Origin of the sequence: Streptomyces longispororuber (assembly GCF_024448165.1) — a bacterium.
GTDB classification, from domain to species: domain Bacteria; phylum Actinomycetota; class Actinomycetes; order Streptomycetales; family Streptomycetaceae; genus Streptomyces; species Streptomyces longispororuber_A.
This window is the reverse complement of record NZ_JAMOLN010000007.1, coordinates 1-23,510: the sequence shown is the minus strand read 5'-3', so window position 1 is coordinate 23,510 and position 23,510 is coordinate 1. Positions and strand designations below refer to the sequence as shown.

Genomic DNA, 23,510 nt, shown 5'->3' with positions numbered 1-23,510 from the left:
CCCCCGTCTCCGTGCGCGGCCCCGTGCTGGGCGATAGTGCCTGCATGACACACGCACCCGACACCGCTTCGGTGTGGCAGGCGCTCGGCGGCGACCCCGCTCTGCTCCCCCGCATCGCGTACCGCACGCGCGCGGACGCACTGCCCGCCCGGCTTCCCGTCGTCGAACTGGCCCGCGCCTGCGTGGGCGCCTGCGCGCTGGCCGGCGCGGAGTGGACCGCCACGCGCGCCGGGCGGCCGGTTCCCGCGGTGACCGTCGACGACGGCGCCCTCGACACCGCGTTCACCAGTGAGCGGCACCTCCTCATCGACGGGCGGGCCCCGGTCAACTTCGCGCCCCTGTCCCGCTTCTGGCGCACCGCGGACGGCTGGCTGCGCACCCACGCGAACTATCCGCACCACCGCGCGCGGCTGCGTACGGCGCTCGGCGTCGGCGAGGACGCGACGGTGGACGAGGTGGCGGCGCTGCTCGCCGGGCGGTCGGCGTACGAGGTCGAGGAGACGGTGTACGCGGCCGGCGGCCTGGCCGTGGCGCTGCGCACGCCCGCGCAGTGGGCGGCGCATCCGCAGGGCGCGGCGGTCGCGCAACGGCCGCTGCTGACCCGGGAGTCGGTCGACGCGGCGCCGCCCCGCCGCGCGGAGCGGCCGGTGCGGGTGCTGGACCTGACCCGGGTCCTCGCGGGCCCGGTCGCCACGCGGACCCTCGCGCTGCTCGGCGCGGACGTACTGCGGGTGGACGCGCCGCAGTTGCCGGAGGCCCCGGACGCGCACGCCGACACCGGGTTCGGGAAGCGGTCGACGCGGCTCGATCTGACGGACGGCGCCGACCGGCGCACCTTCGAGGACCTGCTCGCCGGGGCCGATGTGGTGGTCACGGGCTACCGGCCGGGCGCCCTCGACCGGTTCGGGCTCGCGCCGGAGGCGCTCGTGGAGCGGCGGCCGGGGCTCGTGGTGGCGCAGGTGTCGGCGTGGGGCGCGTACGGGCCGTGGGGCGAGCGGCGCGGCTTCGACAGTCTGGTGCAGGTGGCGTCGGGCATCGCCGCGATCGAGGGGTCGCCGTCCGCGCCGGGTGCGCTGCCCGCGCAGGCCCTCGACCACGGCACGGGGTACCTGATCGCGGCGGCGGTGCTGCGCTCGCTCACCGAGCAGGCGACGCAGGGCGGTTCGCGGGTGCTGCGGTTCGCGCTGGCGCAGACGGCCGGGTGGCTGACGGCCGGGTGGGCGAGCGGCGACCTCGCGGCGGGGCGGCTCGCGGAGGTCGACGGCGCGGTGGGGCGGCTGCGGTACGCGCTGCCGCCGGTGTCGTTCGACGGCGGTCCCACCGACTGGGAGCGGCCGCCGGGGGTGTGGGGCACGGACGAGGCGGCGTGGCGCTGAGCACCGAGCGGTCCGGACGGCTTTGCGCCAGTTGTTCCTCTGCACTTGCCCCGGTCTGCGCCCACTGGTGAAGATCCAGTGGTGAGCTCGATACCACCCACCACCGACATGCCCGCGGCGCCGGCGGCGGACGCCGTGCCCGGCCACGGACCCGGCGCCGGGCGCGCCGTCGCCGTCGTCGTGCTCGTCGCCGCCGCGGCCCTCGTCCCGATGTTCGGGCCGCGGGCGGCGCTCGACGGCACGGGCGAGGCGGCGGCGCCCGGCGTCGGCGGGATCGCGCTGCTGCGGACGGTGCTGTTCGCGGCGCTGTGCGTGCAGCTGGGCGAGGCGTTCGCCGGGTTCCTCGCCCGCCGGGTGGCGCCCGCGCAGACGGCGCCGCGCACCTGGTCGCCGTACGCGGCGTGGGTGGGTTTCGCGGCGGCCCTCGGCCTCGCCTCCGTGGTCGCTGCGGGGAACCTGATCCCGCACGGCATCGGCGACCTCGACATCGGCGGTCTCTACGGGACGCGCGACGGCACCCTCGCCCTCCTGGAGGTCAACGCCTTCCTGGTGGCGGCCCTGTGCGCCCGCTCGCGCCGCCCGGACACCGCCCTGCTGCCGCTGGCGGCGGTGGTCGTCGCGGAGGCGCTGCGCGCCCATCCGCCGGCCGAGGACACCCCGCTCGTCGGGTCGGGGCTCACCCTCGTCCATCTGACGTGCGCCGCGCTGTGGGCGGGCGGACTGCTGTACGTGCTGCGCGCCCTGCGCCAATGGCGGCGGACCGCGCCCGAGGCGGGCACGGCGCTGCTCGGCCGCTACGCGCGCGTGGCCGCGGTGCTGCTCGCCGCGATCACCGCGACGGGGGTGTGCAGCACGCTGCGCCGGATGCCGCCGGGCACGGTCCTCGACCAGCTGACGACGACCGCCTACGGGCGCACGCTCCTGGCGAAGGTGCTCCTCGTGGCGGTCGTCGCGGCGCTCGCCCTCGCCGCCAGGTTCCGGCTGCGCGGGGCGCGGGACCGTACGGCCGCGTACGTGCCCGCGCGCGCGGAGGTCGTGGTCCTGGGCGTCGTGGTGGCGGTGTCGGCGGTGCTGACGGCGCTGCCGCTGCCGATCCGCTGGTGAGGGCCGGGGCCCGCCGTCAGTTGGTGACGAGCACCTTCAGGGCGGTGCGCTCGTCCATCGCCTTGTAGCCGCCGGGCACGCCCTCGATGCCGACCGTCAGGTCGAAGACGGGCGACGGGTCGATGGTGCCGTCCAGGACGTCGGGCAACAGCTCGGGGATGTAGGTGCGCACGGGGGCGACGCCGCCGCGCAGCGCGATGTTCCGGTCGAACATGACGCCCAGGTCGAGGCCGGTGCCGCTGCCGTGCGGGACGCCGACGAAGCCGATGGCGCCGCCGTCACGGGTGATGTTGACGGCGGTCTTCATGGACTGCTCGGTGCCGACGGCCTCGATCACGGCGTGCGCGCCCTGGCCCTTGGTGAGGGCGCGGATCGCCTCGACGGCCGCGTCGCCGCGCTCGGCGACGACGTCCGTGGCGCCGAAGCGGCGGGCGATGTCCGTACGGACCTGGTGGCGGCCGAGCGCGATGATCCGCTCGGCGCCGAGCCGCTTGGCCGCGAGGACGCCGCACAGGCCCACCGCGCCGTCGCCGACGACGGCGACGGTGGAGCCCTCGCGCACGCCCGCGCCGAGCGCCGCGTGGTGGCCGGTGCCCATGACGTCGGAGAGCGTCAGCAGGGCGGACAGCAGGTGGTCGTCGGACGCGGCGTCGGCCGGCAGCTGCACGAGCGTGCCGTCGGCGTACGGGACGCGCACGGCCTCGCCCTGCCCGCCGTCGTAGCCGACCGAGCCCCAGAAGCCGCCGTGCTCGCAGGACGTGGTGAGGCCCTCGCGGCAGTAGTCGCACACGCCGTCCGACCACATGAAGGGGGCGACCACCAGGTCGCCGCGCCGCACGCCGGTCACCTCGGAGCCGGTCTCCTCGACGATGCCGAGGAACTCGTGCCCGATGCGCTGGCCGGGCTCGCGCTTGGCCTCGCCCCGGTAGGCCCACAGGTCGCTGCCGCAGACGCACGCGCGCAGGACGCGCACGACGGCGTCCGTGGGCAGGACGACGACGGGGTCGGGGACGTCCTCCACCCGCATGTCGAACGGGGCGTGGATGGTGGTGGCGCGCATGCGGGTGTTTCCTTTGTGCTGCTCAGAGAGGGCTGCGCCGGGTTTCGGCGCGCATGTCACGGTACGCCGCCCAGGGCGCCCTCCGCTCCCCGAGGGCGCCCTGCACCAGCAGGAACTGCGCCGCCACGTAGGTGAGCATCACCCAGAAGTCGGACTGCGGCAGGGCCGGCCAGTCGGCCACGCCCATGGCGATGAGCGAGTCGGAGAGCAGGAAGAGCGCGCCGCCGGCGCCCGCCACCGGGCCGAGCCGGGCCGCCCCGAACGCCATGCAGGTCAGCAGCACGCTGTAGACGGCGACCGGCACCCGCATGCCGGCCGGCAGGTCCGGCCAGAGCGAGGCGACGGTCGTGGTGAGCACGACGCAGTACACGACGCCGAGCATCGAACCGCGCGGGAGCGGCGCCCCCTGGCGCCGGAAGAGGATCAGGTAGCAGACGTGTCCTGCGGCGAAGCTGCCCATGCCGGCGAGGAACGCGGCGTCCTGGTCGAAGAGGAGCAGGACGTCGCCGCCCCACCCGAACAGCAGGGCGCCGTACAGGAGCCGGGGTCCGCCGCTCGCGACGGCGTACGCGAGGATGACGGGCATCAGCAGCGGCTTGAGGACGGTGTGCGCGACGTCGACGTCGGCCAGCAGCGCGATCAGGTCGGCGGCGCACACCGCGAGGAAGGCGGTGCGCAGGACGCGGGGGAGGTTCACGCGGCGCCCTCGGTGACCTTCTCGGCGGCGTTCTGCCCGTCCTTCGGCGTGCTCCCGGCCGCGGGCTGCCAGCCCGGGCCCCGGAAGACCCGGCCGGCCCGCTCGCCCCAACTGTCGGCCGCCTTCAGGTCCTTGGCGATGGCGGCGTACTCGTGGGTGGCGACGCGCAGCGGGTTGTAGGTGGTGATGTTCTTGGTGAGCCCGAAGACGGGCCGCTCGACCTCGGCCGCCCACGAGCCGAAGAGCCGGTCCCACACGATCAGGATCCCGCCGAAGTTCCGGTCCAGGTAGCCGCCCTGGGAGGCGTGGTGGACCCGGTGGTGGGAGGGCGTGTTGAAGACGAACTCCAGCGGCCTGGGCAGCTTGTCGATGCGCTCGGTGTGGATCCAGAACTGGTACACGAGGTTGACCGACGAGCAGAACGCGAGCGCCGCCGGGTGCACGCCGCACGCGATGAGGGGCAGATAGAACGGCCACGAGGTGAGGCTCGTCCAGGGCTGGCGCAGCGCGGTGGAGAGGTTGAACTTACGGCTGGAATGGTGCACCACGTGGCAGGCCCACAGGATGCGGATGACGTGGTGCCCCCGGTGCGACCAGTAGTAGAAGAAGTCCTGGCCGAGCAGCATCAGCGGGATCGTCCACCACAGCACGGGCACGCGCAGCGGCGTCAGTTCGTAGACCGCCGTGTAGATCGCGACGATCGGGATCTTCCACAGGAAGTCGAAGAAGAGGCTCCCGAGCCCCATGGTGATGCTGGTCGTCGCGTCCTTGGTCTCGTACCCGGCATCGTCCTCGTCGGGATGGATGCGTACGGACACGATCTCGATGACCGTGAGCAGCACGAAGGCGGGTATCGACCACAGCACGACATCGGGCAGGTTCGGCGACGACATGCGAGCACGGTAAGGGCAGGTGACGGGCGTCGGCTAGGGGTTGTTACCGACAAGTATTACCGGCGGTACAGCGGGCGTGGGCCGAAGCGGCGGATCTCTCCGTCACCGTCAGGACGACGGGTCCGCCGCTCCGGCCCACGCACCGAAAGCGGCTGCCCTCCCTCGTCCGGTTCCGGCGTCGACCACGTCAGACGCCCGCGGCCCCCAGCAACGACCCCGCCGCGTACGTGACGGCCATCGCCAGTGCTCCCCCGCCCACGTTCCGGAGCATCGCGGGACGGACGGCGGAGCTGCCCGTGCGGGCGCTGGCCCAGCCGGTGAAGGCGAGTGCCACCAGGACCGAGCCGACCGTGACCGGGAGGCGCAGGGCGGTGGGTGGCAGGACGATGGCGAGCAGCGGCAGCAGGGCGCCCGCCGTGAAGGCGAGGAAGCTGGCCCACGCCGCGTGCCAGGGGTTGGTGAGGGCGTCGGGGTCGATCCCGAGCTCCACGCGCGCGTGGGCGCGCAGGGCGTCGCGCGCGGTGAGCTGCTCGGCGGCCTCCCTGGCGACCTCGCGGCTGAGTCCACGGCGCTCCAACAGGCCGGTGAGTTCCTGGAGTTCGGCCTCGGGGTCCGCCGCCAGCTCCCGGCGCTCCGCGGCGAGCGCGGCCTTCTCGGAGTCGCGCTGCGTGGACACGGACACGTACTCGCCCGCGGCCATGGACATCGATCCGGCGAGCAGCCCCGCCAGTCCGGCCGTGAGCAGGGCGGAGCGGTCGTCGGTGGCCCCGGCGACACCGACGACGAGGCCCGCGGTGGAGACCACGCCGTCGTTGGCGCCGAGGACGGCGGCGCGCAGCCAGTTCAGCCGCGCGCCGAGCCCGCCGCCGTGGGCCTCGTCGTGGGTGTTCTCACGGGTGGGTTCGGTCACGGGGCGAGCATGGCAGCCACCGCGTCACCAGACCCGTACCGACCCTCCCGTCGCGAACACCGGACTGGTCGCGTCCGCGGGCGGTTCCTTGAGCGGCTCGTCGAGTTCGGCGACGGTCGGGCCGACGCGGGCCGCGATCGGGTCGAGGAGGTCGAGGTCGAAGCCGTAGACCCGGGCGGTGTTGCCGCCGACCATCGCGGCGATCTCCTCGCGCGGCAGCCCCGCGTAGGCGATGCGCAGGCCCTCGCGCGTGTACGGGTAGGTGCCTTCGTCGTGCGGGTAGTCGCTGCCCCACATGATCTTGTCGAGGCCGATCCGGTCGCGCAGCGGCACTTCGTGGGGGCGCATGAAGCTCGCTCCCACGTAGCAGTTCTCGCGCCACACGGTGGAGGGGCCCTTGCCCATCGACTCGGCGAGCCCCGCGCCGAACTTGGACTCCGCGGTCTTGGCCGTCGAGGCCGTCGCCTTCGTCGCGGCGGCCACCAGGCGCCCGTGGTAGTAGTCCAGCATGTCCAGGACGCCGGGGATCCAGCCCGAGCCCTGCTCGGTGAGGACCAGTTTCAGGTCCGGGTGCTTGCGGAAGGCACCGCCGAAGACGAGGTGCCACAGGGCGCGGTGCGAGAACCACGTCGTCTCGACCATGAAGACGGCGCGGGCCGCCGGTTCGTCGCCGAGCGGCGGGGACGCCGAGCCCGCGTGGTGGTTGACGGGCACGCCGAGTTCGGCGCAGACCCGCCAGATCGGGTCGTACGCGGCCGAGTAGAGCTCGGGCAGGCCGGAGCCGGGCGGGGTGCCGGGCAGCAGCAGGCCGCCCTTCAGGCCCGCCCCGGCCGCCCAGCGGATCTCCTTCACCGCCTCGTCGACGTCGTTGAGGAGGATCTGGAAGACGCCCGCCCTGCGTCCGGGGGCGGCGGCGCAGAAGTCCGCGAGCCACCGGTTGTGGGCCCGCAGCCCGGCCCAGCGCTGCTCGAACTCCGCGCGGGTGGGCGCGGGAGCCATCAGCGAGGCCGACGGGAAGAACGGCGGGATGGTGTTGGGGAAGACGACCTCGGCGACGATGCCGTCCCGCTCCAGCTCGGCGATGCGCCGGTCCGAGTTCCAGTTGCGGTCGGCGGTGTCGGCGAGGAGGTCCTCGTACGGGTTCACGTACGTGGCCGCCCACGCGTCGAACGCGTCGTGGTGTCCGGCGTCCAAGTAGGGCTTGTAGTCGAGGAGGTCGGCGCCCGCGTGGCAGTCGGCGGAGATGACGGTGTAGCGGTCCCCGGAAGGGTGCGATGCGGTCATGGGGTCACCCCGAGCGTCGGGAAGTCGTGGTCGGTCAGCCAGTGCCGGCCCACCTCGCGCGAGCGCGCCCAGGACGCCTCGACGGCGCTCTGGTCGGCGTCCTGCCCGAGGTCGGCCGGGGTCGGCCCGATCCGGGCGGCGAGCGGGGCCAGCTTCTCGGTGTCGAAGCCGAACACCTCGGCGGCGGCGAGGCCGAGCATGCGGCGGGTCTCGGCGACCGGGATGTCGTGGAAGGTCCGGCCGAGCCACGCGCGTGTGTCGGGCCAGGTGCCCTCGGGGTGCGGGAAGTCGCTGCCCCACAGGATGTTGTCGACGCCGATCTCGTAGCGCTGGGCGAGTTCGCGGCGCTTGGTGTTGGTGGCGCAGACGAAGACCTGCCGGTCGAGGTACTCGTGCGGCGGGCGCTTCAGCTCGGCGAACGGGGACAGCTTCTTGCCGCCGTGGGCGCCCAGGTAGAGGCGGTCCATGAACCACAGCAGGTTCGGCAGCCACCAGCAGCCCGACTCCGCGACGCCGAACTTCAGTCCCGGGTGCCGCTCGAAGACCCCGGACCACAGCAGGAACCACAGCGGACGCGCCGGCCACCACGTCACTTCGCTCACGTAGATGCCCAGATGGTCGCCGTACTCGTGGCGCGGCGCCGCTCCTGAATGTGTCACCACAGGCATCTCGCACTCGGCCGCCGCCGCCCACACGGGGTCGTAGCGAGCCGCGTGGTACGGGTCGTGGTCGACCCACATGGAGGGGATCATCAGGGCGCCGAGCCCCGACTCCTTGGCGCGGTGCACCTCTGCGACGACCTTGTCCGGGTCGGCGGTGATCGGCAAGAGGGCGACGCCGCAGTGCCGTTCGGGATTCTGCCCGACGAACTCCGCGAGCCACCGGTTGTGCGCCTGCGCGCCCGCCATGCCGAGCTCGGGGTCCTGGTCGCCGGAGAGGCCGAGGCCGACGCCGAAGGGCGCGGCCGTCCGGCTGTCGACGGCGTCCGCGTCGGGGAAGACGACCTCGGCGGCCACGCCGTCGCCGTCGAGCTCCTTGAGGCGCTGCGCGGCGTCCCAGCCGCCGCGCAGTCCCTCCTCGTTGTCGGCGAACCACTTCGCGGCGAAGGCGTCGTTGCGGATGCCGAGCCGCGTGGCCTCCTCGCGGCGCGCGTCGCGCTCGCCGAGGAACTGGTCGAAGGCCCGGTGGAACCGGCTGTCCAGATAGGGCCGGTACTCCTCGGTGGGGAGTCCGGCGTGGCAGTCGGAGGAGATGATCAGGTACGGGTCCTGGTTGCTCATCGTGCGTCCCTCCTGTCGGTCGGGGCGGTGGAGTCGGTCGGGTCGGGTCGGGTCGGTCCAGCCGGTCCGGTCAGTCGAGGATGAAGCTCTCCAGGTACGCCGGGTTCGCCCGGTCCAGCATCGACTGCGAGCGAGCCCTGATCTGCCGGTCGCTGTGCTCGCTCTCCGGGAGCAGCCAGAACCGGTCGGCGGCGATGCCGTCGGCGACGAGCTCGGCCACCTGCTCCACGGGCGTGAACTCGACCTCCTTGCCCGCCGCCTTCATGGCGGCCTCCCACTGGTCGAGGCTGCGGTACGGCGTCCTGCGGGGGCGCTCCTTGGCGAACCGGTCGGGCCGGTTGCGGTGCGACTCCCACAGGCCGGTGCGCAGCATGTGGGGGCCCGGGAAGAGGACGGAGGCGCCCACGCGCGCGTGCTCCGCCTTCAGATGGGCGTACAGCGACTCCGTCATCGTGACCACGGCCGCCTTCGTGATCGCGTACACGGAGGCCGTCGGCAGCGGGGCGATGCCGCCGTCCCCGGAGGACGTGTTGACGACGTGGCCCGGCTCGCCGCCCGCGATCATGCGGGGCACGAACGCCTGGATGCCGTGGAAGACGCCCCACACGTTGACGTCGAACGCCCACTTCCAGTCGTTGGGTTCGTGCTCCCACATGCGGCCCTCGGCGCCCGAGCCGACGCCCGCGTTGTTGCACAGCACGTGGCACGCGCCGAACGTCGCGTACGTGTCCTCGGCCAGCGCCATGACCTGCTCGCGCTCGCCGACGTCGACCACGCGCGCGTGCACGGTCGCCCCGTCCGCCCGCAGCCCAGCGGCCGCGGCCTCCAGGGCGCCCTTCTCGACGTCGGCGAGGACCACCTTGAGGCCGCCGGCGGCGAACCGCCGGGCCATCGCGAGCCCGATGCCGCTCGCCGCACCGGTGACGACGGCGACCTGCCCCTCCGTCAGCTCCATGTCACACGCTCCCCTCGGGCGGGCCGTCGAGGATCTGCTGCGGGTCGTCGTAGCGCTGGTGGATGTACGGGAGCAGGGCCTGGGCGCTGACCCGCTCGGCGACCCGGCCCTTCTGGTCGGTGGTCTTCTCGCCGATGGTGATCTCGACCAGGGTGCGCACGGGCAGGTCGGCGACCGGGTCGTACATCGACTCGCGCAGGACGACGTCGCCGGTGACCGCCTCCAGCTTCCTGACCTTCTCGTTGCGCAGGCAGTGCACGAGGACCGGGTCCGCGTCGAAGCCCGACCCGACCACGGCGGGCAGGAACTTGAAGTAGAAGTCCGTCTTCTGCGTCGGTTCGGGGAGCGGCAGGCTGCCGCTGACCGCGCCGCGCACCTCCACGAACGCGATGCCGTGCCGGGCGAGCGCGGCCCGCACCACGAGACCGTCGCGCTCGACGGTGACCTCGCCGAGCTTCTTGGGCTCGCCGAAGACCTCGCGGCCGCCGATCAGGGCCCGCTCGTGCGTCATCGGCATGACGAGCGGATACCAGCCCGCCACTCCCCCGTGCTCGGCGGCGACGGCCACGGACCCGGCGCCCAGCGGGTAGCCCGGCAGGTCGACCTTGCTGATGTTGGCCCGCACCAGGGGGCGGGCGGTGGGCTTGAGCGGCGGCGGGAGCACCGCGGCCACCGCGTCCGGGTCGGACTCCCACACGGCGACCACGCCGGTGGACCAGATGTCGGGGAGCTTGCTGCTCGCTGTGCGCGCGGCGGTGATCTCCGCCTCGGTGCGCGCTCCGTACCGTACGCGTGCCATGTCGTGCCGCCCTTCTCGAAACCGGTGATGGCTTTCAGGAGGTCGTTCGCGAGGCGCCTGTAACACAGTTACACCGACGCCGATGAAGGGTAAAGACACGTGCACGTACGGGAGTCGGCGACCGGTCGTCGAGGGGGTGAGGAAGATGGCACGCGCACCGCTCACCCGGGACGAGGTGCTCGCGACCGCCGCGGACCTGGTCAAGCAGCACGGCCCCGAGGCGCTGACCATGCGCAAGCTCGCCGCCGAGCTGGGCACGGCGGTCACCTCGATCTACTGGCACGTCGGCAATCGCGAGTCGCTGCTCGACGCCCTCGTGGAGCGCACCGTCGCCGACCTCGGCGCGATCCGCGCGCGCGGCGCCGGCCCGGCCGAGCGGATCGTCTCCGTCGCCCGCGCGCTGCGCCGGCAACTGCGCGCCCATCCGCATCTCGTGGCGATGGTGCACGAGCGCGGCCTGACCGAGCGGATGTTCCTGCCCGCGCAGCGCGCCCTGGTGCACGAGGTGCACGCGGCCGGACTGCGGGGCGCCCGCGCCGCCGAGGCCGTCCGGGCGGTGCAGTTCCAGGTCGTCGGTTTTGTCCTGATCGAGCGGAATCGCGAGCGGGCCCCGGTGCAGCGGCCGGGCGAGGAGGAGCTGTGGGACGCCGCGACCGCCGAGGACGACGCGGCCCTGGCCCGCGCGCTCGCCGGACCGGTCGATCCCGACCGGCTCTTCACCCTGTCCGTGCGCGCGCTGGTCAAGTCACTCCTGGAACCGGGTACTTGACCCGGACGGGCGGTCGAGGGGGCGGGCGGCGACCGAAGTGTCAGTGACGGCCCGTATCCTCAGGGACCATGCTCGAAGACCGCCCGACGCCAGCGTCCGCAGCCCCCTGGCCGACCGCGTACCCCCAGGGATACGCGGTCGTCGACGTGGAGACCACCGGCCTCTCCAGGGACGACCGGATAATCTCCGCTGCCGTCTACCGGCTCGACGCGCAGGGCGAGGTCCAGGACCACTGGTACACGCTGGTCAACCCGGAGCGCGACCCCGGCCCGGTGTGGATCCACGGCCTGACGACGGACGTCCTCAAAGGGGCGCCGCTGTTCCCGGAGATCGCCGAGGAGTTCGCCGCGCGCCTCGACGGCCGCGTCCTGGTCGCGCACAACGCGGTCTTCGACTGGTCGATGATCGCCCGTGAGTACGCCCGCGCGCAGCGCACCGCCCCGGTCCGCCAGCGGCTGTGCACCATCGCGCTCTCCAAGGAGCTGGGCCTGCCGCTGCCCAACCACAAGCTGGAGTCGCTCGCCGCGCACTTCGGGGTCGTGCAGGAGCGCGCGCACCACGCGCTGGACGACGCGCGCGTGCTCGCGGAGGCGTTCCGCCCGAGCCTGCGCGCGGCCGCGGCGGGCAACGTCCGGCTGCCGCTCCTGGAGTGCAGGCCGCTCACCGAGTGGACCGACGGCGCGTCCGGGGCGGTGCCGCGCCAGCCGCAGTCCTCGTACCGGGGCGGCGGGGCCGGCTCCTGGCGCCCCTCGCGCAAGCGGTCCGCCTGCCCGTATCCGAACCCCGGCCGTTACGAACCGGGCAAACCGCTCAAGCAGGGCATGCGGGTCGCGTTCTCCGGGGACACGTCCGTGGAGCGGGAGTTGCTGGAGGACCGGGCCGTCGAGGCGGGGCTGCACGTGGCGACGAGCCTGTCGCGGCTGACGAGCCTGCTCGTGACCAACGACCCGGACTCGTACACGTCGAAGGCCGTCAAGGCGAAGCAGTTCGGGACGCCGGTGGTGGACGAGGCGGCGTTCGGGCAGCTGCTGCAGGACGTGGCGCCCGCGGAGAAGGCCTGAGCGCGGACGAGCGGCGTGGACGGCCGAGGGCCGTCCGGAGGGACAGACGGGTGATTGTCGGGTGATTGCGGGGCGACTCGCCCCGCGTCCGCTCGCCACCCGGAGCCCCGGCGCCCACCCTGTGGCGCATGGCACGTTGCGAGGTCTGCGGAAACGACTACGGCATGTCCTTCGAGGTGCACGCGCAGGGCGCGGTGCACGTCTTCGACTGCTTCTCCTGCGCCATCCACCGCATGGCGCCCATCTGCGAGCACTGCCGGTGCCGCATCATCGGGCAGGGCGTCGAGGTCGACGGGCACTGGTTCTGCGGGGCGCACTGCTCCCGCGCGGAAGGGAAGGTGGGCATCGTCGACAAGGTCTGAGCCCCGCCCCGCGCCGCGTCGCAGCGGGCGGGCGCACCCCCTGATGGCACCCCATGGATGACACCCCATGACGGAGTTGTACCGTCATGGGGTGTACCGCTTCCTGTTGACCCGGCAGTGGGTGATCCTCACGCTGGTCGCCCTCGTCCTCATCCCCACGATGATCAAGCTGGGCATCTGGCAGATGCACCGCTACGACGAGCGCACCGCACGGAACCAGCTGGTCACCGACGCGCTCGGCGCGAAGCCTGTGCCCGTGGAGGAGCTGGCCTCCCCCGGGCACACCGTCACCAGCAGCGAGCGGTACCGCACCGTGACCGCGCAGGGCCGCTTCGACACCGACGACGAGGTCGTCGTCCGCCGCCGCACCAACTCCGACGACGCGGTGGGCTACCACGTCCTGACGCCGTTCGTCCTGAAGGACGGCAAGGTCCTCCTGGTCAACCGGGGCTGGATCCCCGCCGACGGCCCGAGCCAGACCGCCTTCCCGAAGATCCCGGCGCCGCCCCGCGGCGAGATCACGGTCTCCGGGCGCCTGATGCCCGACGAGACGACCGCGGCGAGCGGCATCAAGAACCTCAAGGGCCTGCCCGACCGTCAGATCATGCTGATCGACAGCGAGCAGCAGGCGCGGCGCCTGGACGCGCAGGTCCTCGGCGGGTACATCGCGCAGACCGCCCCCGACTCCGGGAACGACACCCCCGAGCTGATCGGCCGGCCCGGCAAGGAGGACGCGGCGCTGAACTTCGCGTACGCGTACCAGTGGTGGCTGTTCGCCGCCGCGGTGCCGGTTGGGTGGGTGGTCCTGCTGCGGCGGGAGCTGCGGGACCGGCGGCGCAAGGACGAGACCGGTGCCGTGGACGAGGTGCCGGCCGCCGTGGGCTGAGCCCGCGCCCCGTTCGTCCGCCTGGCAGACCTCTGCCGGCTCGTGCCGGTTGCGTGTGGTCGACCGCGCAGTTCCCCGCGCCCTTGCCGGGGCATACGGATCGGTATGCATCGCCCCATCGAGGACTACGCCCTCATCGGTGACCACCAGACCGCCGCGCTCGTCGGACGGGACGGTTCGGTCGACTGGCTCTGCCTGCCCCGGTTCGACTCGCCCGCCTGCTTCGCCGCGCTGCTCGGCGACGACGAGAACGGGCACTGGCGGCTCGCCCCCGTGGGCGCCGGCGACTGCACCCGCCGCGCCTACCGGCCCGGTTCCCTGGTGCTCGACACCGAGTGGGAGACGGACGACGGCAGCGTCCGGGTCACCGACTTCATGCCGCAGCGCGACCGCGCTCCGGACGTCGTCCGCATCGTCGAGGGGCTCAGCGGGCGTGTCACCGTGCGCGGCACGCTGCGGCTGCGCTTCGACTACGGGTCCGTGGTGCCGTGGATGCGGCGCGCCGACGGGCACCGGGTCGCCGTCGCGGGCCCGGACTCGGTGTGGCTGCGCAGCGAACCCGCCGTCCGCACCTGGGGCGAGTCCTTCTCCACGCACTCGGAGTTCACCGTCGAACAGGGCGAGCGGGTCGTGTTCGTCCTGACCTGGCACCCCTCGCACGAGGACCGCCCACCGCTCGTCGACCCGCACGAGGCGCTGCGGCACAGCCTGGAGGACTGGCGGGCGTGGTCCGACCGGTGCCGCTACGAGGGCCCGCACCGCGAGGCCGTCCTACGCTCCCTGCTCACGCTCAAGGCCCTCACCTTCGCGCCGACCGGCGGCATCGTGGCGGCCCCCACGTCCTCCCTGCCGGAGGAGATCGGCGGCGTACGGAACTGGGACTACCGCTACTGCTGGCTGCGCGACTCCACCCTCACCCTCGGCGCCCTCGTGTCGGCCGGCTATCTGGACGAGGCCGAGGCGTGGCGCGACTGGCTGCTGCGGGCCGCCGCCGGGGACCCGGCCGACCTGCAGATCATGTACGGGCTCGCGGGCGAGCGGCGCCTGCCCGAGCACGAGCTGCCGTGGCTGGCCGGCTACCACGGCTCCCGGCCCGTACGCACCGGGAACGATGCCGTGCAGCAGTTGCAGCTCGACGTGTACGGCGAGGTCGTGGACTCCCTGGCCCTCGCCCGCCGGTCCGGCCTCAAGGCCCAGCCGCACGCCTGGCGGCTGCAGTTGGCGCTGCTCGACTTCCTGGCGGACGCCTGGCGCGAGCCCGACGAGGGCCTGTGGGAGGTGCGCGGGCCGCGCCGGCACTTCGTGCACTCCAAGGTGATGGTGTGGGTCGCCGTCGACCGCACCGTGCGCGCCCTGGAGGACGATCCGCGGCTGCCCGGCGACCTCGACCGGCTGCGCAAGCTGCGCGACGACGTCCACCGCGACGTCTGCGAGCGCGGCTTCGACGCGGAGCGCGGCACCTTCACCCAGTTCTACGGCTCGACGGAGCTCGACGCCTCGCTGCTGCTCATTCCGCGCGTGGGGTTCCTGCCGCCGGACGACCCGCGGGTCGTCGGCACGGTCGACGCGGTCCGCGAGGAGCTGGCCCACCACGGTTTCCTGCGCCGCTACAGCTCGGACGAGACGGTCGTCGACGGGCTGCCGGGGCGCGAGGGCGCCTTCCTCGTCTGCTCGTTCTGGCTGGCGGACGCGCTGCACATGACGGGCCGCACGAAGGAGGCGCGCGAGCTGTTCGAGCGGCTGGTGGCCCTCGGCAACGACGTGGGGCTGCTCGCCGAGGAGTACGACCCGGTGGGCGAGCGCCAGCTCGGCAACTTCCCGCAGGCGTTCAGCCACATCGGTCTCGTCGGCACCGCGCTGACCCTGTTCGGCACGGCCCGGGACGGAGAGGCAGGATAGAGCCATGGATCTTGGACTGAAGGACCGTGTCTACGTAGTCACCGGCGCCACCCGTGGCCTCGGCAACGCCGCCGCGCGCGAGCTCGTCGCCGACGGCGCGAAGGTCGTCATCACCGGCCGCGACGAGCAGAAGGCGAAGGACGCCGCGGCGCAGCTCGGGCCGAACGCGATCGGGGTGGCCGCCGACAACGCCGACCCGCGGGTCGCGGAGCGGCTCATCGCCGCCGCGCGCGAGCAGTTCGGCGGGTTCGACGGGATTCTGGTCAGCGTCGGCGGGCCCGCGCCCGGCTTCGTCGCCGACAACACGGACGAGCAGTGGACGTCGGCGTTCGAGTCGGTGTTCCTCGGGGCGGTGCGGCTCGCTCGGGCCGCGGCGGCCGAGCTGGGCGAGGGCGGCGTCATCGGGTTCGTGCTCTCCGGCTCCGTGCACGAGCCGATCCCGGGCCTGACCATCTCGAACGGGCTGCGCCCGGGGCTCGCCGGGTTCGCCAAGTCCCTCGCGGACGAGCTGGGGCCGCGCGGGATCCGGGTGGTCGGGCTGCTGCCGGCCCGCATCGACACGGATCGCGTGCGCGAGCTGGACGGGTACTCGGCCGATCCCGAGGCGACCCGGGCCGCGAACGAGTCGCGGATTCCGCTGCGGCGGTACGGGGCTCCGGAGGAGTTCGGGCGGGCCGCGGCGTTCTTCCTGTCTCCCGCGGCTTCCTACTTGACCGGGGTGATGCTGCCGGTGGACGGCGGGTACCGGCACGGGTTCTGAGTGTCCGTCGCGGCGTGGGTGCACGGGGGCTGCGCCCCCGTCGATCGCCCTTCGGGCTCGTCCTCAATCGCCGGACGGGCTTGATTGGCTCAACTCACCCTCTCCGCGCGGTGCTTGACCGCTCGGAGGCGTACCTCTGCCGGGAGTGCGGCCAGGCCCGCCGAGTCCCTCGCCTGGGCCAGGGCCTCCTCGCTCAGGCGGTGCAGGGCCTCGCCGGGGGCGGCGTGCGGCTGGAGGGTGAGGGCGACGCGGGCCTGCGGGGTCGAGCGGCGGCCGGTGAGGCGGACGCCGGCCCGCTCCACGCCGTCGAGCGCCTCGGCGCCGCCCGCGAGCACGCCCTCCAGCGCCCGGCCGCGCAGCAGCGCGCCCTCGCCGTCGCCCGTGTCGACGAGCACCTCGGCGAGACGGCGCCGCCGCAGCTGCGCCACCAGCCACCACAGGGCGAGCAGGACCAGGACGCCGAGCACGGCGATGACCGTCGGCCACCACCAGCCGTCGTCGCGCCAGCGGTTCCGGTCGGCGACGCTCAGCAGGACGTCGTCCTTGCCGTCGTGGATCCACCAGGACGGCGGTTTCACCCCGAGCCCGACGGCGAGCACGGAGCCGCCGCCGAGCACCAGGACGAGGCCGAGCAGGCCGAGCACGATCCGGTTCACGGTCCTGAGCACGCCGTTCATCCCTTCCGGCCGGGCCGCGCCACGTGCACGGAGAGCCCCGGGGCGCTGCCCAGACCCAGCTCCCGGATGCCGTCGCCCAGCGAGGTGTCCAGATCGGCCCGTACGTCGTCGAGTTCACGGAAGTGCGAGACGGCCCGCACCTCCACCTTGGAGCGCTTCATCCGGACCCGTACGGACTGCACGCCCGAGACCTCCATGGCCCGGTCGCGCAGCACCATCGCGGCGGCGTCCCGGTGCAGACCGGCGCGGACGTCGGTGTGCGTGCGGCGCATCGGCAGGATGCCGCGCAGGCCGGGCGTCGCGGCGAGGACCAGCAGCCAGACGCCGAGGGCGACGGCGACACCCGCCCCGACCAGGACGCCGGTGTCGTCGAGGGGCCGCTCGGCGAGCTCCCGGGCGAGGCTGCTGCGCCACTCCATGGCCGACCGTCCGGCGCGGACGGCCGCGATGTCGTAGAGCAGGACGCCCACGCCGCCGAGCAGCACGAGTGCGGCGAGCGCCGCGGGGATGCGGCGGTGGGACCAGAACCGGGCGGGTTTCTCCTCGCCCTCCAGAGTGGGGTGCGGTTCGTACGAGGCGGCGGACGCCGACTGGTCGCCGAGGTCGGCGCCGGCCCGCTCGACGACGGGCACCGGCTGGGTGGGCTCGCTCACCGGATCCTCCCCCGGTCCGTACCGCGCGTCTGTGCCGAGTGCAGCCGTTCCACCTGGACGGCCACCTCCGGCACCTCCATTCCCGCCAACGTCCTTACCCGCTCCGCCACTTGGTGACGCACGGCACCGCACTGCGCGCCGATGTCGGCCGGATAGTCGAGCTCCAGGCTGATGCGCACGCGGGCCGTGTCGTGGTGCACGGTGACGGTGGCGTGCGGCGGCGCACCGTCCTCGGGGACGGCGTCCAGTGCCTCACGTGCCGCGTACGCGGCGATCTTCGCGACGACCCGGTCGGCGATCCGGGTCGCGCCGCGCTCGGCGGGCGCGACCTGTGTCGCCATCGGTCACCGCCGCCGGTCGCCGCGCGTACGGAAGAACTCGCCGGGTTCCAGGTCCCCTTCGAGGAACCGGCCGGCGACGAAGCCGATGGCGCCGAGTGCCGCCACCAGCAGGAAGGCCCCGAAGCCGCCGAAGTATCCGGCGAATCCCAGGGCCATGCCGGCGATCATGCCGATCACGGCCAGATTCATCGTGCGTTCCTCCTACGGCTGCGTGCCCGGGGTGCGGACCCTGCTGTCACCGGATGCCACCGGTTGTCATTGGAGCCGGGACTCCGGCTCTTCGTCCTCCTCGTCCGGCAGCTTCACGTCGCTGACGGCGATGTTCACCTCGACGACCTCGAGCCCGGTCATGCGCTCGACGGCCGCGATGACGTTCTCGCGCACGGCGCGCGCGGTGTCCGCGATCGACACCCCGTACTCGACGACGATCTCCAGGTCGAGGGCGGTCTGTACCTCGCCGACCTCGGCCTTGACCCCGCGCGACACGGACTTGGTGCCACCGGGTACCCGGTCGCGCACCGCCCCGAACGTGCGGGACAGGCCGCTGCCCATCGCGTGGACGCCGACCACGTCGCGGGCGGCGAGCCCGGCGATCTTCTCGACGACTCCGTCGGCGATGGTGGTCCGGCCGCGGCTCGCGGGGTCGCCGCCGCCCCGCTTGGTCACGTTGGTCCTGCTGGGCGTCGCGGGTGTCTCACCCGGCTTCTGTGCGGTGTCGCTCATCGGGGGTGTCCCCTCTGTGAGGTGCGGTCTCCCTGCGGGTGCTGCTTTCTTTTGCCCACACTAAGTGCGGTTACCCGGGGCCGCGCCCGGGATGAGGCAGCCTGGGGCCATGACGGCTGACCGATGGGCACAGGCAGTACGGCAACAGCTCGGGCTCGGCAGGCTGCTGCCGCTGGGCGGACCGGGCGACGGGGCGTGGATCGCGGAACCGGCGGCCGTGGCGGTGCTGCGCCGCGCGGTGTCCGCCGTCCGTGGTGTGCGCCTCGGATCGCTGCGCCTCGCGCTCGCCGATCCCGAGGGCGCGTACGCGTCCACGGTCCCGGCCCCGCCGAGCGCGCTGCCGCCGGGACCGCTGCGGATCGTGGCGGAGTGCGCGGCGACGGCGGACGAGCCGCTGCCGCAGGCCGCCGCCCGGCTGCGCACGGCGCTCGCGGAGGCGGCGGACGCGGGGCTCGGTCTGGTGGTGACGGAGGTCGACCTCCGGGTCACGGCACTGCTGGACGAGGCTCAGGACCGGCCGGAAGAGACGGAGACGCCGGAGCCGGCGGAACCGGCGGAACCGGCGGAGAAGAAGGCGGAGGGGGACGAGGAGACGGCGGAGCCCGCGTCCCCCGCCTCCGGGCCGAAGTCCCCCTCGCTCACCGGCGACGAGGCACGGGTCGCGGCGGCCGCCCTCGCGGTTCCCGGGGTCACCCGGCTGACCGGTGCCCTGGGCGGTCTCGGCCGGGCGGTCCACATCGAGGAGACGGGCGCGGCGACGTCGCTGCCGCGCCGTCACGTGCGGGTGGAACTCGCGGTGGGGCCGGGGCACCGGGCGTCGACGGTGGCGGGTGCGGTCCGGGAGGCCGTGCCTGCGGCGCTCCCGGACCGGCCGACGGTCACGGTGCTGGTGACGGAGGTTTCTTCGTGACGGGTGCACCGCACCGCACGGGACCGGACGGCGGGCGCCGGGGCGTCACTCGCCCAGGCCGGCCAGGTCCCGCAGACGCCGCCCCTGCGCGGCGCGCTCGGCCGCCCGCTGCTCGTCGAGGGACCGGCCGCCGACGCCCTGGAGCAGTGCCTTGGTCTCGATCACGGCGTCCCGCGGCGCGGCCACGAGCGCGGCGACGAGGTCCTGCGTCGCGGCGTCCAGCTGCTCGGCCGGGACCGCCACGTTGGCCAGGCCGCTGGCGACGGCCTCGTCCGCGTGGACGTACCGCCCCGTGACACAGATCTCCAGGGCACGCGCGTAGCCGACGAGCGAGACGAGCGGATGCGTCCCGGTGAGGTCGGGGACCAGGCCCAGGCTGGTCTCGCGCATGGAGAACTGCACGTCGTCGGCGACGACGCGCAGGTCACAGGCGAGGGCGAGCTGGAACCCCGCACCGATCGCATGGCCCTGGACCGCGGCGACGGACAGGATGTCGCTGCGCCGCAGCCAGGTGAAACCGTCCTGGTACTCGGCGATCGTCGCGTCGAGGACGTCGTCGGCGCCGCGTGCCAGGTCGATGAAGGACGGCTCGCCGTCGAACCCGTCGGGCGTGAACGCCTGACGGTCCAGGCCGGCGGAGAAGGACTTGCCCTCACCGCGCAGCACCACGACCCGCACGGACCCGGGCAAGGACCTTCCGGCTTCGGTCAACGCCCGCCACAGCGCGGGACTCTGGGCGTTGCGCTTGTCCGGATTGGTCAGGGTCACCGTGGCGATCGCGTCGTCGACGGTGAGCCGTACGCCGTCCTTGTCGAGCAGCGGTGCGGGCATGGTCATCAGGACCTCCGGGTCTGCGCAGTCATCAGCAACGCAAAAGCGTAAGTGACTGCACAGTAACCACCCGGTCGATCAGCCGACCGACCGGGTGGTCACCGACGGAGCAGTGAACCGGACGAGCCATGTGGGAAAACGAGGGAAGACAGGACGGAGAGCGCTAGCTCGCCGCCGCCTTCTTGCCTCGCGTGGCCCCGCCGCGACCTCGCAGCGTGACCCCGGACTCGCTGAGCATCCGGTGGACGAAGCCATACGAGCGGCCGGTCTCCTCGGCCAGTGCCCGGATGCTCGCACCGGAGTCGTACTTCTTCTTCAGGTCTGCCGCGAGCTTGTCGCGCGCGGCGCCGGTTACCCGGCTGCCCTTCTTCAGAGTCTCGGCCACCCGTGCCTCCTCATGGGAAGTGCGCTCTGGATTTCCCATGATCACCCCTTGTCGCCTTCCTGGCCACCCATTCGGCAAGGTCCGTAGGCCCGGAATTCCGGGCAGGAAGGCGTTCCACACGAGTGGAACATGAGGTTCCGGAGGCCCTTCGCCACGACCGGAAGCAGTCGTTCGAGAGAACCGGCAGGTCAGCGACTACCCAGGCGCCACAAGGGCTGTACGGCCGACGCCGCGGCGAAATCCATGTAGGACACACCGCAGTACGAGGCGATCTCACTCAGATGAAGGATCACGGATCGGCCGAATGATCCATACGGAGTGGATCAGTCATTCGATCAAGCCGTGCTGACGCCTTTCCGCCCCTCGGACCGGCTTCCCCGGGGAGGTCAGGCGAGTGCGACGAGATCCGCGTAGCCCTGACCCCAGAGGTCCTCGACGCCGTCCGGGAGCAGGATGATCCGCTCCGGCTGGAGCGCGTCGACGGCGCCCTCGTCGTGCGTGACGAGGACGACGGCTCCCTTGTAGGTGCGCAGCGCGCCGAGGATCTCCTCGCGGCTGGCCGGGTCGAGGTTGTTCGTGGGCTCGTCGAGCAGCAGCACGTTGGCGGACGAGACCACCAGCGTCGCGAGCGCGAGCCGGGTCTTCTCGCCGCCGGAGAGCACGCCGGCCGGCTTGTCGACGTCGTCGCCCGAGAACAGGAACGAGCCGAGCGTCTTGCGCACCTGGACCAGGTCGAGGTCGGGGGCGGCGGAGCGCATGTTCTCCAGGACCGTGCGCTCGGGGTCGAGGGTCTCGTGCTCCTGCGCGTAGTAGCCGAGCTTGAGGCCGTGCCCCTCGATGACCTGGCCCGTGTCGGGCTTCTCGGCACCGCCGAGGAGCTTGAGCAGGGTCGTCTTGCCCGCACCGTTGAGACCGAGGATGACGACGCGCGAGCCCTTGTCGATGGCCAGGTCGACGTCGGTGAAGATCTCCAGGGAGCCGTACGACTTCGACAGGCCCTCCGCCATCAGCGGCGTCTTGCCGCACGGCGAGGGCTCGGGGAAGCGCAGCTTGGCGACCTTGTCGGACTGGCGCACCTCCTCCAGACCGGCGAGGAGCTTGTCGGCCCGCTTGGCCATGTTCTGCGCGGCGACGGTCTTGGTGGCCTTGGCGCGCATCTTGTCGGCCTGCGCGTTCAGCGTCGCGGCCTTCTTCTCGGCGTTCTGCCGCTCGCGCTTGCGGCGCTTCTCGTCGGCCTCGCGCTGCTGCTGGTAGAGCTTCCAGCCCATGTTGTAGACGTCGATCTGGGAGCGGTTCGCGTCCAGGTAGAAGACCTTGTTGACGACCGTCTCGACCAGGTCGACGTCGTGGGAGATCACGATGAAGCCGCCGCTGTACGTCTTCAGGTAGTCGCGCAGCCAGATGATCGAGTCCGCGTCCAGGTGGTTCGTGGGCTCGTCGAGCAGGAGCGTGTCCGCGTCCGAGAAGAGGATCCGGGCCAGCTCGATACGGCGGCGCTGACCACCGGAGAGCGTGTTCAGGGGCTGGCCGAGCACCCGGTCCGGAAGGTTGAGCGCGGCGGCGATGGTGGCGGCCTCGGCCTCGGCGGCGTACCCGCCCTTGGTGAGGAACTCCGTCTCCTGGCGCTCGTACTGCTTGAGGGCCTTGGCCTGCGTGGCGCCCGAGCCGTTCGCGATGCGCTGTTCGTTCTCGCGCATCTTGCGCATCAGGGTGTCGAGGCCGCGGGCCGACAGGATGCGGTCGCGGGCCAGCACGTCGAGGTCGCCGGTGCGCGGGTCCTGCGGCAGGTAGCCGACCTCGCCGGAGCGGCTGATGGTGCCGCCGGCCGGGATGCCCTCACCGGCCAGGCACTTGGTGAGGGTGGTCTTGCCCGCTCCGTTGCGGCCGACCAGGCCGATGCGGTCGCCCTTGGCGACACGGAAGCTGGCGTTCTCGATGAGGATGCGGGCGCCGGCGCGCAGTTCGATACCGGATGCGGTGATCACGGGGACTCCAGGACAGGATTAACGGCTGACTGACGAGCAAGGGCCAGGGCGAGGGCCGGTCGGCGCCGCTAATGCACCCAGAGAAGAAACGTCATACGAGCCAGTTTAACGGTGGGGTGCAAGCTCTTTTTCCACGCCTCCGCGCAGCCCCGCGCGCGGCATGCCGTTGCCCAGCGGCGTACGCCCCGGCACGACCCTGCCCAGGCCGTCGACGGCGATGATCCGCTCGCTCCAGGCGATCGCGGAGTCGGCGCAGGGCTGAGCGACGAGGAGGACGCCGCTCCGGCGCACGAAGGAGGCCGGTTCGAAGACGCAGCCCGCGCGCGCGGGCAGCACCCAGCGCAGGTCGCCGTCCTCGGTGCGGTAGCCGGCGATGCGCTGCGGCGTGACGACCGCCAGCATCCGGGCGCCGGGGTCGAGCGGCTGGAGGACGCCGGCGCCGCCGCGCGCGTCCGGGGTGCGCAGCCAGGCCGCGGCGTCGGGGATCGCCCGGTGCCAGCGCACGGAGCGGCCGTCGGCGCGCTCGGTGTCGGTCACCATGCCGTCGCTCCACAGGGCGAAGGCCTGGCCGGGTGCGGCGCTGACGGCGAGCGGGCGCCGCCCGGCGCGGGTGTGGCGCCAGCGGGTCACGGTGTCGTACGCCTCGACCGCCGCTCCCCGGGTCCGCAGCCGGGGGGCCGGCCCGCCCGGCTGGGCGGCCACGCGCACGAGGTGGTCGCCGTAGGGGGTGGGGCGGACCTGGTGCGCGGCGGCGGCCAGGGGCAGGGCGAGCAGGGCCAGGAGGACCGGCAGGACGAGGCCCGCGCGACTCCGGCGGGGCGGGGCCGGCCGGGCGGTGCGCAGCGGTCGTGGCGCCTCCTGCGCGGGCCTCGTCCCTCGCGTCGCGTCGAGCGGCACCACCGCCATCACG

General features: G+C 73.2%; 26 protein-coding genes. 9 read left to right on the top strand and 17 right to left on the bottom strand.

From position 1 onward, the window contains the following. Positions 1-44: 44 nt before the first annotated feature. Together M4J07_RS03410 and M4J07_RS03405 are read left to right on the top strand one after the other, a co-directional pair. Positions 45-1,376, top strand: coding sequence for a CoA transferase (locus M4J07_RS03410; protein WP_255967007.1), 1,332 nt, complete (start codon positions 45-47; stop codon positions 1,374-1,376). A 108-nt stretch (positions 1,377-1,484) separates the two neighbouring features. After that, positions 1,485-2,480, top strand: a complete 996-nt coding sequence (locus M4J07_RS03405; protein WP_255967137.1) for a CopD family protein — start codon at positions 1,485-1,487, stop codon at positions 2,478-2,480. Positions 2,481-2,496: 16 nt separating this feature from the next. Here M4J07_RS03405 and M4J07_RS03400 read toward each other — a convergent pair whose 3' ends face one another. The 8 genes from M4J07_RS03400 to M4J07_RS03365 all read right to left on the bottom strand — a co-directional run bounded on the left by M4J07_RS03400 (position 2,497) and on the right by M4J07_RS03365 (position 10,358). Continuing rightward, on the bottom strand, positions 2,497-3,540 hold the full coding sequence (locus M4J07_RS03400; protein ID WP_255967005.1) for a zinc-dependent alcohol dehydrogenase family protein: 1,044 nt from the start codon (positions 3,538-3,540) through the stop codon (positions 2,497-2,499). Between the two features lie 22 nt (positions 3,541-3,562). After that, a complete protein-coding gene (locus tag M4J07_RS03395; protein ID WP_255967003.1) occupies positions 3,563-4,237 on the bottom strand; it encodes a lysoplasmalogenase in 675 nt (224 codons plus the stop codon). After that, a complete protein-coding gene (locus M4J07_RS03390; protein WP_255967001.1) occupies positions 4,234-5,130 on the bottom strand; it encodes a sterol desaturase family protein in 897 nt (298 codons plus the stop codon). Before M4J07_RS03390 ends, M4J07_RS03395 begins: the two co-directional genes overlap by 4 nt. Before the next feature lie 187 nt (positions 5,131-5,317). Next, positions 5,318-6,040 carry a VIT1/CCC1 transporter family protein gene (locus M4J07_RS03385; RefSeq protein ID WP_255966999.1) on the bottom strand — a complete coding sequence of 241 codons (723 nt, stop codon included), beginning with the start codon at positions 6,038-6,040 and terminating at the stop codon, positions 5,318-5,320. A 24-nt stretch (positions 6,041-6,064) separates the two neighbouring features. Next, positions 6,065-7,324 (bottom strand): amidohydrolase family protein, encoded by a 1,260-nt coding sequence (locus tag M4J07_RS03380; protein WP_255966997.1) that lies wholly within the window; start codon positions 7,322-7,324, stop codon positions 6,065-6,067. Then, the gene (locus tag M4J07_RS03375; protein WP_255966995.1) at positions 7,321-8,604 is read right to left on the bottom strand and encodes an amidohydrolase family protein; all 1,284 of its coding nucleotides are present in this window, start codon (positions 8,602-8,604) and stop codon (positions 7,321-7,323) included. Before M4J07_RS03375 ends, M4J07_RS03380 begins: the two co-directional genes overlap by 4 nt. 70 nt (positions 8,605-8,674) lie before the next feature. Beyond that, positions 8,675-9,559, bottom strand: coding sequence for an SDR family NAD(P)-dependent oxidoreductase (locus M4J07_RS03370; protein WP_255966993.1), 885 nt, complete (start codon positions 9,557-9,559; stop codon positions 8,675-8,677). Between the two features lies 1 nt (position 9,560). Beyond that, complete coding sequence (locus M4J07_RS03365) at positions 9,561-10,358, bottom strand: acetoacetate decarboxylase family protein (protein ID WP_255966991.1); 798 nt, start codon at positions 10,356-10,358, stop codon at positions 9,561-9,563. Positions 10,359-10,503: 145 nt separating this feature from the next. Between M4J07_RS03365 and M4J07_RS03360 the strand changes: the two genes are divergently transcribed. From M4J07_RS03360 to M4J07_RS03335, 6 genes are all read left to right on the top strand, one after another. After that, positions 10,504-11,127, top strand: coding sequence for a TetR/AcrR family transcriptional regulator (locus M4J07_RS03360; protein WP_255966989.1), 624 nt, complete (start codon positions 10,504-10,506; stop codon positions 11,125-11,127). A 68-nt stretch (positions 11,128-11,195) separates the two neighbouring features. Next, a complete protein-coding gene (locus M4J07_RS03355; RefSeq protein WP_255966987.1) occupies positions 11,196-12,188 on the top strand; it encodes a DEDDh family exonuclease in 993 nt (330 codons plus the stop codon). Between the two features lie 128 nt (positions 12,189-12,316). Further along, positions 12,317-12,550, top strand: a complete 234-nt coding sequence (locus M4J07_RS03350) for a hypothetical protein (RefSeq protein WP_255966985.1) — start codon at positions 12,317-12,319, stop codon at positions 12,548-12,550. 91 nt (positions 12,551-12,641) lie between these two features. Next, a complete protein-coding gene (locus M4J07_RS03345; RefSeq protein ID WP_255967136.1) occupies positions 12,642-13,436 on the top strand; it encodes an SURF1 family cytochrome oxidase biogenesis protein in 795 nt (264 codons plus the stop codon). A gap of 105 nt (positions 13,437-13,541) precedes the next feature. After that, positions 13,542-15,335 (top strand): glycoside hydrolase family 15 protein, encoded by a 1,794-nt coding sequence (locus M4J07_RS03340; protein WP_255966983.1) that lies wholly within the window; start codon positions 13,542-13,544, stop codon positions 15,333-15,335. A 4-nt stretch (positions 15,336-15,339) separates the two neighbouring features. After that, positions 15,340-16,095 (top strand): SDR family oxidoreductase, encoded by a 756-nt coding sequence (locus M4J07_RS03335; protein ID WP_255966981.1) that lies wholly within the window; start codon positions 15,340-15,342, stop codon positions 16,093-16,095. An 89-nt stretch (positions 16,096-16,184) separates the two neighbouring features. Here M4J07_RS03335 and amaP read toward each other — a convergent pair whose 3' ends face one another. The 5 genes from amaP to M4J07_RS03310 form a co-directional block, all read right to left on the bottom strand. After that, positions 16,185-16,772, bottom strand: a complete 588-nt coding sequence (amaP, locus tag M4J07_RS03330) for an alkaline shock response membrane anchor protein AmaP (protein ID WP_255966979.1) — start codon at positions 16,770-16,772, stop codon at positions 16,185-16,187. Beyond that, positions 16,769-17,425 (bottom strand): DUF6286 domain-containing protein, encoded by a 657-nt coding sequence (locus M4J07_RS03325; RefSeq protein ID WP_255966977.1) that lies wholly within the window; start codon positions 17,423-17,425, stop codon positions 16,769-16,771. Before M4J07_RS03325 ends, amaP begins: the two co-directional genes overlap by 4 nt. Continuing rightward, a complete protein-coding gene (locus tag M4J07_RS03320; RefSeq protein WP_255966976.1) occupies positions 17,422-17,766 on the bottom strand; it encodes an Asp23/Gls24 family envelope stress response protein in 345 nt (114 codons plus the stop codon). Before M4J07_RS03320 ends, M4J07_RS03325 begins: the two co-directional genes overlap by 4 nt. Positions 17,767-17,769: 3 nt before the next feature. Then, positions 17,770-17,955, bottom strand: coding sequence for a hypothetical protein (locus M4J07_RS03315; RefSeq protein WP_127830364.1), 186 nt, complete (start codon positions 17,953-17,955; stop codon positions 17,770-17,772). Positions 17,956-18,021: 66 nt separating this feature from the next. Next, a complete protein-coding gene (locus M4J07_RS03310; RefSeq protein ID WP_255966975.1) occupies positions 18,022-18,489 on the bottom strand; it encodes an Asp23/Gls24 family envelope stress response protein in 468 nt (155 codons plus the stop codon). A gap of 109 nt (positions 18,490-18,598) precedes the next feature. Between M4J07_RS03310 and M4J07_RS03305 the strand changes: the two genes are divergently transcribed. Then, on the top strand, positions 18,599-19,399 hold the full coding sequence (locus M4J07_RS03305; RefSeq protein WP_255966974.1) for a nucleopolyhedrovirus P10 family protein: 801 nt from the start codon (positions 18,599-18,601) through the stop codon (positions 19,397-19,399). Between the two features lie 45 nt (positions 19,400-19,444). Here the strand turns inward: M4J07_RS03305 and M4J07_RS03300 are convergent, their stop codons facing one another. From M4J07_RS03300 to M4J07_RS03285, 4 genes are all read right to left on the bottom strand, one after another. Beyond that, positions 19,445-20,236, bottom strand: coding sequence for an enoyl-CoA hydratase/isomerase family protein (locus M4J07_RS03300; RefSeq protein WP_255966973.1), 792 nt, complete (start codon positions 20,234-20,236; stop codon positions 19,445-19,447). Positions 20,237-20,393: 157 nt separating this feature from the next. Then, entirely contained in the window at positions 20,394-20,615 is a 222-nt protein-coding gene (locus tag M4J07_RS03295; protein WP_018533414.1) for a helix-turn-helix domain-containing protein, read from the bottom strand. 386 nt (positions 20,616-21,001) lie between these two features. Next, positions 21,002-22,600, bottom strand: a complete 1,599-nt coding sequence (locus M4J07_RS03290; protein WP_255966972.1) for an ABC-F family ATP-binding cassette domain-containing protein — start codon at positions 22,598-22,600, stop codon at positions 21,002-21,004. A gap of 105 nt (positions 22,601-22,705) precedes the next feature. Next, the coding region (locus M4J07_RS03285) for a hypothetical protein (RefSeq protein WP_308284726.1) at positions 22,706-23,510 on the bottom strand (805 nt) is incomplete at its 5' end.

Bases quoted from the DNA above. Each gene is read 5' to 3' on its own strand.
- M4J07_RS03390 (WP_255967001.1), bottom strand. From the start codon at position 5,130: ATGTCGTCGCCGAACCTGCCCGATGTCGTGCTGTGGTCGATACCCGCC.
- M4J07_RS03315 (WP_127830364.1), bottom strand. From the start codon at position 17,955: ATGAATCTGGCCGTGATCGGCATGATCGCCGGCATGGCCCTGGGATTC.
- M4J07_RS03300 (WP_255966973.1), bottom strand. From the start codon at position 20,236: ATGACCATGCCCGCACCGCTGCTCGACAAGGACGGCGTACGGCTCACC.
- M4J07_RS03320 (WP_255966976.1), bottom strand. From the start codon at position 17,766: ATGGCGACACAGGTCGCGCCCGCCGAGCGCGGCGCGACCCGGATCGCC.
- M4J07_RS03380 (WP_255966997.1), bottom strand. From the start codon at position 7,324: ATGACCGCATCGCACCCTTCCGGGGACCGCTACACCGTCATCTCCGCC.
- M4J07_RS03410 (WP_255967007.1), top strand. From the start codon at position 45: ATGACACACGCACCCGACACCGCTTCGGTGTGGCAGGCGCTCGGCGGC.
- M4J07_RS03335 (WP_255966981.1), top strand. From the start codon at position 15,340: ATGGATCTTGGACTGAAGGACCGTGTCTACGTAGTCACCGGCGCCACC.
- M4J07_RS03405 (WP_255967137.1), top strand. From the start codon at position 1,485: ATGCCCGCGGCGCCGGCGGCGGACGCCGTGCCCGGCCACGGACCCGGC.
- M4J07_RS03370 (WP_255966993.1), bottom strand. From the start codon at position 9,559: ATGGAGCTGACGGAGGGGCAGGTCGCCGTCGTCACCGGTGCGGCGAGC.
- M4J07_RS03305 (WP_255966974.1), top strand. From the start codon at position 18,599: ATGACGGCTGACCGATGGGCACAGGCAGTACGGCAACAGCTCGGGCTC.
- amaP (WP_255966979.1), bottom strand. From the start codon at position 16,772: ATGAACGGCGTGCTCAGGACCGTGAACCGGATCGTGCTCGGCCTGCTC.
- M4J07_RS03360 (WP_255966989.1), top strand. From the start codon at position 10,504: ATGGCACGCGCACCGCTCACCCGGGACGAGGTGCTCGCGACCGCCGCG.
- M4J07_RS03365 (WP_255966991.1), bottom strand. From the start codon at position 10,358: ATGGCACGCGTACGGTACGGAGCGCGCACCGAGGCGGAGATCACCGCC.
- M4J07_RS03375 (WP_255966995.1), bottom strand. From the start codon at position 8,604: ATGAGCAACCAGGACCCGTACCTGATCATCTCCTCCGACTGCCACGCC.
- M4J07_RS03310 (WP_255966975.1), bottom strand. From the start codon at position 18,489: ATGAGCGACACCGCACAGAAGCCGGGTGAGACACCCGCGACGCCCAGC.
- M4J07_RS03355 (WP_255966987.1), top strand. From the start codon at position 11,196: ATGCTCGAAGACCGCCCGACGCCAGCGTCCGCAGCCCCCTGGCCGACC.
- M4J07_RS03340 (WP_255966983.1), top strand. From the start codon at position 13,542: ATGCATCGCCCCATCGAGGACTACGCCCTCATCGGTGACCACCAGACC.
- M4J07_RS03350 (WP_255966985.1), top strand. From the start codon at position 12,317: ATGGCACGTTGCGAGGTCTGCGGAAACGACTACGGCATGTCCTTCGAG.
- M4J07_RS03400 (WP_255967005.1), bottom strand. From the start codon at position 3,540: ATGCGCGCCACCACCATCCACGCCCCGTTCGACATGCGGGTGGAGGAC.